General features: G+C 58.9%; 1 protein-coding gene. It reads right to left on the bottom strand.

Features of this window, described 5'->3' with window-relative positions:
* Window positions 1–214: CHAT domain-containing protein (locus AC0QH1_RS00285; RefSeq protein WP_324628748.1), on the bottom strand; the 214-nt coding region annotated here is incomplete at both ends.

Raw genomic sequence — 214 nt, 5'->3', positions numbered from 1 at the left:
CCGCCCAAAAATAGGGCGATTTCCACTCCTCACGTTGCCACATCTCCAACTGCGCCTCCCGCAACGCTTCCGCCGGGGTCAGCTCCTGTGAGAGCAGCTTCTCATAAAACTTCGACATCAGCGCCGCCGTTGCCTTGTCGTCCACACTCCATAACGACACCACCAAACGCGGCGCACCGGCATACATAAATCCCCGGGTCAACCCCACCAAACC

It is taken from the genome of Phormidium sp. CCY1219 (assembly GCF_055795085.1).
Note: the sequence above shows the minus strand (reverse complement) of the source record. Positions and strands in the feature narration are given on the sequence as shown.